General features: G+C 69.3%; 9 protein-coding genes and 1 tRNA gene. 4 read left to right on the forward strand and 6 right to left on the reverse strand.

Features of this window, described 5'->3' with window-relative positions; all coding sequences use genetic code 11:
- The 6 genes from secG to QK444_RS26160 form a co-directional block, all read right to left on the reverse strand.
- The coding region (gene secG / locus QK444_RS26135; protein WP_282784661.1) for a preprotein translocase subunit SecG at nt 1-178 on the reverse strand (178 nt) is incomplete at its 3' end.
- Between the two features lie 269 nt (nt 179-447).
- A tRNA-Ser gene (locus QK444_RS26140) sits at nt 448-533 on the reverse strand.
- 200 nt (nt 534-733) lie between these two features.
- Nucleotides 734-1,354 (reverse strand): hypothetical protein, encoded by a 621-nt coding sequence (locus tag QK444_RS26145; protein WP_282784649.1) that lies wholly within the window; start codon nt 1,352-1,354, stop codon nt 734-736.
- 711 nt (nt 1,355-2,065) lie between these two features.
- Nucleotides 2,066-2,254 (reverse strand): DUF1508 domain-containing protein, encoded by a 189-nt coding sequence (locus tag QK444_RS26150; RefSeq protein ID WP_282784651.1) that lies wholly within the window; start codon nt 2,252-2,254, stop codon nt 2,066-2,068.
- Nucleotides 2,255-2,374: 120 nt separating this feature from the next.
- Nucleotides 2,375-3,982 carry an MFS transporter gene (locus QK444_RS26155; RefSeq protein ID WP_282784653.1) on the reverse strand — a complete coding sequence of 536 codons (1,608 nt, stop codon included), beginning with the start codon at nt 3,980-3,982 and terminating at the stop codon, nt 2,375-2,377.
- Nucleotides 3,983-4,080: 98 nt separating this feature from the next.
- Nucleotides 4,081-4,713, reverse strand: a complete 633-nt coding sequence (locus QK444_RS26160) for a TetR/AcrR family transcriptional regulator (RefSeq protein WP_282784655.1) — start codon at nt 4,711-4,713, stop codon at nt 4,081-4,083.
- Nucleotides 4,714-4,880: 167 nt separating this feature from the next.
- Between QK444_RS26160 and QK444_RS26165 the strand changes: the two genes are divergently transcribed.
- The 4 genes from QK444_RS26165 to QK444_RS26180 form a co-directional block, all read left to right on the forward strand.
- Complete coding sequence (locus tag QK444_RS26165; RefSeq protein ID WP_282784657.1) at nt 4,881-6,278, forward strand: lipase family protein; 1,398 nt, start codon at nt 4,881-4,883, stop codon at nt 6,276-6,278.
- 19 nt (nt 6,279-6,297) lie between these two features.
- Nucleotides 6,298-7,083, forward strand: coding sequence for an META domain-containing protein (locus tag QK444_RS26170; RefSeq protein ID WP_282784659.1), 786 nt, complete (start codon nt 6,298-6,300; stop codon nt 7,081-7,083).
- A gap of 55 nt (nt 7,084-7,138) precedes the next feature.
- Nucleotides 7,139-7,693 (forward strand): 3'-5' exonuclease, encoded by a 555-nt coding sequence (locus tag QK444_RS26175; RefSeq protein WP_282784660.1) that lies wholly within the window; start codon nt 7,139-7,141, stop codon nt 7,691-7,693.
- A 235-nt stretch (nt 7,694-7,928) separates the two neighbouring features.
- Nucleotides 7,929-9,068 (forward strand): thiamine pyrophosphate-dependent enzyme (locus QK444_RS26180; RefSeq protein WP_282784663.1); only part of this gene is annotated, 1,140 nt, incomplete at its 3' end.

Here is a 9,068-nt window from a genome sequence, read left to right on the forward strand (position 1 = left end):
CCGTGAAGATGGTGATGCGATCCAGGTTCTTCTCGACCACTGTCGACCCGGAAAGGCTGGACTGCACGCCGCCACCGAACAGGCTGGACAGACCTCCACCCTTGGCCCGGTGCAGCAGCACCAGCAGCACCAGCAGCACGCTGGTGATGATCAGCAGGATGTCCAGGAACATGCGCATTTCACGGAGTATATGCGCATGTCACCGGTACGTTCCAACCGCCCCCGCTCCGCCGGGGCACGCATGCGTCCGGCTGGATGGAATCGAACCACCTGTGCCCGCGGGCGGGAGGGTTACAGCCTCCGTGCACACCATGTGCTCAACCGGTAGTGAGGTCGCGCCGTTTCGGGCGGCCCGTGCGGAAGACAGAGGACTCGAACCCCATACCCGACGGGCACGACCGCGCTAGCAACGCGGCTCGACCTCCATGGCCGATTTGTCTTCCCGCGCGGAAAGCCGAGGAGTCGAACCCCCGGGACACAATGCCCGCCTCCGGTTTTCAAGACCGGCTGGCCTCCACAGGCCGGAACTTTCCTTCCCCGATCACCCGATCGAGCGTGCGGTAAAACCAGATTCGCAGGAAAGACCGCGCGACCACAACCGATTTTCACCGCCCTGCGGCCAGCCGGGGCAGAACCCTCACACCCGCCGCCGCAGACCGTGGCACGACACCACGGGAGGATCACTACCGCGATCCCGACCGTGTCGCGACGGCCGGGATCGGCGGTGGGTTTGTCAGTCGTTTGCCGGGGTGGAGAAGCGGAAGTCGTCCAGGACGGCTGGGGGCTCGCCGCCGCCGGGGGCCTTGGAATCGTCCTGGCCGTGCACGCCGCCGTAGCGGTTGGTGTGCGGGACCTGCTCTTCGGTGAAGGTTCCGGACAGTACCGGGTGCGGGGAGTCGCCCAGGTATGCCGCGTAGGTGTCACCCTCGGCGCGGAGGCGGACCGTGGTCCCGTCGGGCCACTTGAACCACACCGGGATGTATTTGTCGGTGCCCGCGGCCGGGGTGAACGTCGTTCCATCCCAGCTCAGCAGTGAGAGGCCCATCGAGGTGGCGGTGAACCAGAAGTGCACGCCCGCGTGCTGGGTGGCGGGGTCCGCGCGCAAGGCGATCGACATCGCGGAATGCTCGGGGTTGCGGCCGTTCCAGCGAATGGTGGCCTGGACCTCTTGCGTATCGCCCGCGGCCGGCACCGCGTGGAACGCCATGGACACCGGTTCGCTGGGAGTCCCGTCGGCCGAGAGCCGCCCCTCGGCGATATGCAGGATGCCGCCGCCGGCGGTTATCCAATTCGCACCCAATTCGGCACGGTCGAACTCGTCGGTCGTGGCGTTCGCCCCTCCCGTCGATCCCACGTTGAACAGTAGAACAGCGGTCGCGGCGATTGCCGTACCCACGGTTCGTTTCACTACATGCCCCCTTCTGCACGTTCTTATCGTGTAGATCAAGTTGTTGAGAATAGCCGTTATTCCCAACCGACCGGTCGCGTGGTCCGACGGATGGGGTACCCCCGACCGACCGGTCGAACCGGATCGCACGGCCGGTGCCGACCGTTGCTTACCTGCGTAAAGGGCAAGCAGACGGCGAGTGAACCGCGGCTGTGCGACATGCGACCGGCAGTCGGTGCTGTGGACGGCGAATTGTGAACAGCCGCTGCGAGATCGGTCGGAGATCACATATTCGGCGGTGGTGTGCCGCGCCGAGAATCGCGCGACATTCCGACTCTGTTCGTCGGTCACTCGCTGTGGACGGGTCCGAGTTCCGCCGGGCGGTCACCACTCGGCACACGAGATCGGCGGCCGACGACGGCGGCGAAGGTGCCACCCGCCGAGCCTGGTCCGACCATCGCGAAGCCCCGACGCACAGGGGGTCACGTCGGGGCTTCTCGCATCAGTATGCGCCTGTCCGCCCACGCGCGTGCAGGATTCGCCGAAACCTCGGCCCTGGACATCGACCCCGGTGGGCAGATGCGAGGCCCCGGCGCGAAGGGAGTGACCGGGGCCTCGATAGGTTTGTCGGAAATGTCGGACCGCTGTTAGCAATCCGATCGGTTGTGTCGCACCGTGTCAGGACGGCGCGACCAGGTCGACCACCGGGGCCGCCGCCGCCGTGCTCTGCACCGACGCGATGCCCTTCTTCGCGGCGTCCTTGCTCGCGTACGCCTGACTCTGGGCGACGATCTCGCCGTTGCCCGCCTCGAGCCGCCACCGGAACTTGCCGGAGGCGTCGCAGAAGATCTCGAACTTCCCTGACATGACTGCCTCGATTCTCGGTTGCCGGTTGATAGCCGTAATGGTGGAGGTATGCCCACTCACCGGTGGGTAAACCCGCAGCGACACGACCGAGTCGCTGTCGTGATCGACGGCGGCGATTCCTCATGCCCGTGGCGGGATCGGCGGCGGCACCGCGACCAGGTGCAGGGTATGACTCTCGCCGATGGTGAACTGGGCGACGCGGGCCTCGGCGGCTTGGTCCTGGGCGGTGAGACGGAGTTGGTGCTGGAGCATGTGCTCCGCCCAGGAGCGGACCACGAACGCCTCGATATAGCGATCGGTCGAGCCCACATCGCGGAAAAGCCGCCATTCCATCGCGCCGGTGCGCTGCCGGGAGCGTCCCACCCGCGACATGGCCCGGACGAAGTCGGCGGCGAGTTCCTCGGGGACCTTGTACGTTTCCAGGACCAGCACGGGGCCGTCGGTGGGTGCGGGCTCGAAGACCAATGTCGGTTCGGGCCAATGGGCGGACGGCGTGGTGTCCACCGAGGCCACCTTGACCGGCAGCCAGCGGGTACTCACGGCGCACAGTGCCAGCAGCGCGGCGGCCGCGAGCAGGGCGGACTCCATCCCGAACCAGCCCGCGACCAGGCCCCACAGCAGCGAGCCGAGAGCCTGGCCGCCCATGAACACCAACAGATAAACCGAGAGGCCACGCGCCCGCACCCACCCCGGCAGCAGCAACTGCATGGTGGCGTTCAGGGTGGACATGGCGGTGATCCAGCCGAACCCGCCGAGCACCAGCAGCACGAGGACGACGACCTCGTTGCGCAACTGGGCGGCGGCGAGGGTGGCGAGGCCGAAGGCGATCGCGCCCACGGCCAGCAATCCGGTGGGCCGCATGGACTTTCGCAGCCGCGCGAGCTGGGTGGCACCGATGATCGCACCCAGGCCGAGCGCGCCGAGCAGCAGTCCGTAACCGGAGGACGACAGCCCCAGCCGGTCGTGCGCGACCACCGGCAGCAGCGCCCACAGCGCGCTGCCGGGACCGACGAAGAGCAGGCAGCGCACCAGCACCCGGCGCACGGCTGGCGACGCCTGGATGTAACGCAGTCCGGCCTGTAGGGCGGCGATCGGCCGCTCGGTCGGCAGATCCCGGTCGGCCGTCGGTCGCCGCCAGCGCACCAGCACCACCAGAATCCCGGTGAACGACAGGGCGTTGAGGGCGAAGACCCAACTCGGCCCGGATATCGCCACCAGCGCTCCGGCCAGTGCCGGGCCGACCGCGCGACCGATATTCATGCCCATGCTGCCCAATGCCGCCGCGGCCGGAATCTGATCGCGCGGCACCAGATCCGGCTGGATGGCCTGCCAGGCCGGACCGGTGAGCGCCTGTCCGCAGCCGAGCACGAACAGCAGGAGCAGCAGCACCGCGGGAGTGGTGTGCCCGGTCGCGGTGAGCACGGCCAGCAGGGCCGCGAATCCGGCCATGGTCGACTGCGCGGCGATGAGCAGCCGCCGCCGGTCCACCAGATCGGCCAATACCCCCGAGGGGACGGCCAACAGCATGACCGGCAGCGTGGTGGCCGTCTGTACCAGCGATACCAGGGTGGCGGCATTCGGATTGTCGACCAGCACCCACTGCGCGCCGACGGTCTGCATCCAGGTGCCCAGATTGGAGACCAACTGGGCGATCCAGAGCGCCCGGAAGACCGTGGACGCCAGCGGCGCCCAGGCCGAATCACCGCGTTTCGCAACAACCTCGCTCACTGGCACGAGCGTATTTCCCACCTACCGGTCGGTGCGAACGCCACGCTGCCCGAGAATCAGGCCGGCGCCACCTCGGCGGGAACCGACTCGCGCCCCGACTACTCCCCCGGCGATACCGCCACGCGGGCGGCGTAGGCCGCCAGCATGTCCTCCACCAGAGCGAGGATGGCGGCGTCGAGATCGGGGCGCTGGTAGACGCCGCGCACCACCGCTTCGCCGGAGAACATGTGCAGCATCATGAAGAACAGCGGCTCGCGCACCTCGACGGGGAAGTCGTCGAGCAGCCGCGCCCCGTCCAGCGCCGCCACGATCTCGCGGTAGTAGTTCGCCGCGATGGGTGAGATACGTTCGCGCAGTTCGGCATCCGAGCGGGCTGCCAGGTAGATCTCGCGCAGCGCGTGGATGGGATTCGACTGCTGCGCCTGCCGCAGGAAGCGCAGCGCCACATCGAGCGCGTTCTCCTGCTCGCCGAGATGGTCCATGGCGGCCCGAAAGCCCGCCAGCTGCTGACCGAACGCCTCCTCCGCGGTGCGGACGACGAGATCGAGGCGGGTGTCGAACTGCCGGAACATGGCCCCGGCCGACAGTCCCGCGCGACCACAGATCTCCTGCACGGTGGCGCGCTGATAGCCCAATTCGCCGATGGCCGCGATGGTGGCCGCGACGAGTTTGGCCACCGTGGCGGCACGGCGCTGCTGCTGGGTTCGGCGCGGCCGGGGATCTTCGCTCACGAGTCGATCATCCCGCCTTCCACGCGCGTCGATCGGCCCGGGGCCCACGTGACCGTTGACACGCCGTTCGACTGTCCCATACAGTCTGCGTCACATAGATAACAATCGCTCTCTATCTTAGTAGGGTGCGCGTGCCCGCGGACGCGGGGTGTGGAGGCAGCAGCGATATGACAGCGCGGAGGCGTGCGGTGGCCCGGGCGTGCGTGGCGGTGGCGGCGGGACTGACCGTGGCGGTATGCCCGGTGACGACGGCGGGAGCCGACGAGGTACCGGTGAGTCCGGCCCTCCCCTTCCCCATCCCGCCCGCGCCCCCGTATCTGGATCCGGGCTTCTACGATCCGGATCCGGCCCGGGTCGCGGCGGCACAGCCCGGGGAGATCCTGTCGGCGCGGCAAGTGAACCTCGCGAACTTCTGGCTGATTCCGCTGAACGTCAAGGCGTGGCAGCTGTCGTACCGCAGCACGAACACCCGCGGCGAGCCGATCGCGGCGGTCGCCACGGTCATCGTGCCGCACCGGCCCGCGCCGACCGGCCGGCGTGCGCTGCTGTCGTTCCAGATGGCGGAGGATTCGCTCTCGATCAACTGCGCACCGTCCTACACCCTGCAGATGGGATCGCTGCCGAATCCGCTCAACCCGGTGATCGGGGCGGAATTCGTCGAGGTGCAGGCGATGCTGCAACGCGGGCACGCCGTGGTGGTGCCCGATCACCAGGGGCCGAACGCCGCCTACGCCGCCGGTCCGCTGGGCGGGCGCATCACCTTGGACGGCATTCGGGCCGCCGAGCGCTTCGAGCCCGCCGGACTGCCCGGTACCGAGACCCGGGTCGCCCTGTGGGGCTATTCCGGCGGTGCCATCCCCACCGCGCACGCCGCCGAACTACAGCCCGAGTACGCCCCCGAGATCGATCTGGTGGGTTCGTCGACGGGCGGGCTCATGGCCGATATCCGCGCGGCCATCGACTACAACAACGGCACCTCCACCTTCGGCGGCGCGGTGCTGGGCGGGTCGTTCGGCGTCGCCCGCGAGTATCCGGAATTGAACCGGTTCATCGAGCGATACATGAATCCGCTCGGCAAGGCGGTGCGAGTGGTCCACGAGGGCCAGTGCGTGGCGCTGCAGTTCGCCGGATTCCCCCTCGTGAACATCAAGGGACTGTTCGACTATCCGGGCGATCCCATGCTCGCCCCGGAAGTGCAGCCGGTACTGGACGAACTCGCCCTCGGGCGGCGCGGCACACCCACCGCGCCACTGCACATCTACCAGGCCCCGCTGGACGAGGTGATGCCGATCAATGCGGTGAACCGCCTCTACGACACCTACTGCGCCGATCCGGACGCCCGGGTGTTCTACACCCGCGACCTGCTCAGTGAGCACGGCATCGCCGCGGTGAGCGGGACCGCCAGCGCGGCGCTGTGGCTCGACGAGCGGCTCAACGGCGTACCGGCTCCGGCCGGATGCTCGAATCGCGACGTCGTCACCCAACTGCTCGACCCGGGGGCGCTCGCCGCTTTCGCCGACGCGATCGGGCAGACACTCGCATCGGCGCTGGGCATGCCCGTCTGATCTCCGTACGATCGGCCACATGCCAGCTACTCGACTATGGGGCGGGCTGTTCGTCGCGGCGCTCGCGATGGTTGTCGCCGGATGTTCGTCCTCCGGTGACGACGACACCTCCCCCACGGCGACTCCGATGGGCCGCGATTTCGTGTCCACCGAGGTGGAGGGCCTGCCGATTCCGGACGGCGGGCCCCTGACCCTCAGTTTCCGGGAAGGCCGGGTGACGGCCAACGCCGGATGCAATACCGCCACCGGCCCGGTGAACCTCGACGGCGGCGTGCTCACCGCCGATCAACTCGCCACCACGCTCATGGGCTGCCCGGACGACCGGGCGCAGGCCGACGCCTGGCAGGAGGGCCTGCTGAAGTCCAGGCCCACCTGGAAGCTGGACGGCGACACGCTGGTCGTCAGTGGCAACGGCAGTACCGTCACCCTGCTGGATCGCGAGGTCGCGCAACCGGACAAGCCGCTCACCGGCACCACCTGGGTGGTGACCGCCGTGCTGACACCCGAGGCGGAGATCCGTTCGCAGACCATCGACGAAGTGCGGCCGACACTGCTCATCGCCGCCGACGGCGCGGTCTCGGGCAGCGCCGGATGCAATGGGATGATCGGCACCGCCGAGATCTCCGGCACCGATGTCACCTTCCAGATCGGCACCACCAAGAAGCTGTGCGATCCGCAGGTCATGGAGTTGGAGCAGCAGGTGCTCAGCGCGCTGAACGGCACGGTGACCGCCACCGTCGAGGCCGACACGCTCACGCTGCGCAACCAGGCCGACGGCAGCGGATTGAAGCTGCGCGCCGAGTAGCACGCGGACGAAAATCGGTGTCGCCCATCGGGAACCGCCGGTAACGTCCGCCGCCATGAACGAACGATTCCTCAATGTGGTGGACGTCGAGGCCACCTGTTGGGAGGGGAACGCTCCGCCCGGCCAACCGAGCGAGATCATCGAGATCGGCCTGTGCGTCCTCGACACCGAGACCCGGGAGCGGGTGGCGAAGCACAGCATCCTGGTGCGGCCGGAGCGCTCCACGGTGAGCGAGTTCTGCACCCGGCTCACCACTCTCACACCGGAACAGGTGGCGACGGGCATTCCCTTCGCCGAGGCGTGCGCGCTGCTGCGGGAGCGGTTCCACACCGATGCGCGGCCGTGGGCCAGTTGGGGCGACTACGACCGCGTGCAGTTCCAGCGGCAGTGCGGGGCCACCGGGGTGCCGTACCCGTTCGGCGCTCGGCACACCAATGCCAAGCTCGCCTTCTCCGCGTCCCGGGACACCTCGCGGCGCTACGGAATGGCGGGTGCGCTGCGGCTGGCGGGGATCGCCCTGGAGGGCACCCATCATCGTGGTGGCGACGACGCCTGGAACATCGCCGCACTCGTGATCGACATGATGCGGCGCGATTCCTGGCCCGCGTGACTCGCGGGCGCGTACCGTATTTCTCCCCGGGGAACGCGGCACACCACTAATCTGAAACACCGCAGAACGGGACAAATACCGCAGGACCGAAGAGAGAGGCGGGCGGGTCATCGGCGAGCGGGAAGCGGAGTTGGACCAGTGGTTTCGCGCGGAGGTCACCGCGACGACGCCGGGGGCGACCCGAGCCCGCGACGAACCGCTGACGCCGACCGGAACCCTCAGCGGCGCACGGTGTCTGGAGCTGTTCGACGCCCAGGCGACCAGTCGCCACCTGGACCTGGCGGCGCGCCGACTCGGCCGGGACGGCAACGGGTACTACAGCATCGGGTCCGCCGGGCACGAGGGCAATGTGGTGCTGGCGGCGGCGACACGGGTCGACGATCCGGCGCTGCTGCACTACCGATCGGGGGCCTTCTTCGTGCACCGGGCCGGACAGGTGGCGGGGACCGATCCCGTCCGCGATGTGCTGCTCGGTGTCGTGGCCGCGGCGGCCGATCCGATTTCCGGTGGGCGGCACAAGGTTTTCGGCAGCAAGGCCGCCGCGGTGATCCCGCAGACCTCGACCATCGCCTCCCAGCTGCCGCGCGCAGTGGGGTTGGCCTTCGCCCTCGAACGGGCGGCCAAGCTGGGAGTGGCGTGCGAGTGGCCGGCGGACGCGGTGGTGCTGTGCAGCTTCGGCGACGCCTCGGCCAATCACTCCACGGCGACGGGTGCCGTCAATGCCGCCGTGCACACCGCCCAGCAGGGCATCCCCATGCCCATCCTGTTCCTGTGCGAGGACAACGGCATCGGCATCAGCGTCCCCACCCCCGACCGGTGGATCGAGCACGCCTACGGATCCCGGCCCGGGCTGCGGTATTTCGCCGCCGACGGCTCGGATCTGCCGCAGGCCCTGGACACCGCGACGGCGGCCGTGGACTGGGTGCGGGAGCGGCGGCGGCCCGCCTTCCTGCACCTGCGCACGGTGCGGCTGCTCGGGCACGCCGGATCAGACGTGGAGGCGGCCTATCGGCGGCCCGCCGAGCTGTCGGCCGAGCTGCGACGCGACCCCGTGACGGCGACCGGGCGACTGCTGGTGGCCGCGGGCGTGGCCACGGCGAACGAGGTGATGCGCCGCTACGACGAGATCGGCGCGCGGGTGGCCGAGACCGCCGACAAGGTCCGGCACGAACCGAAACTGCTGACCGCGGAGATGGTCATGGAGCCGCTGGCTCCCGCCCGCCCCACCGTGGTCCGCACCGACGCGCTGCGTACGGCCGCCCCGTCGCCCCCCGGAGCCCGCCCGCGCACCGGGGTCGCGCGCCCGGACACGCGGCCCGCGCCCCCAGCCGCGGCCCACGCGGGGGCCCCCCAGACCAATGGGCCCGGGGGGAAA

This window comes from Nocardia sp. CC201C, assembly GCF_030010695.1.
GTDB lineage: Bacteria > Actinomycetota > Actinomycetes > Mycobacteriales > Mycobacteriaceae > Nocardia > Nocardia otitidiscaviarum.

Excerpts from the sequence above, each read along its gene's own strand:
- QK444_RS26150 (WP_282784651.1), bottom strand. The coding sequence starts at position 2,254 with ATGTCAGGGAAGTTCGAGATCTTCTGCGACGCCTCCGGCAAGTTCCGG.
- QK444_RS26165 (WP_282784657.1), top strand. The coding sequence starts at position 4,881 with ATGACAGCGCGGAGGCGTGCGGTGGCCCGGGCGTGCGTGGCGGTGGCG.
- QK444_RS26175 (WP_282784660.1), top strand. The coding sequence starts at position 7,139 with ATGAACGAACGATTCCTCAATGTGGTGGACGTCGAGGCCACCTGTTGG.
- QK444_RS26170 (WP_282784659.1), top strand. The coding sequence starts at position 6,298 with ATGCCAGCTACTCGACTATGGGGCGGGCTGTTCGTCGCGGCGCTCGCG.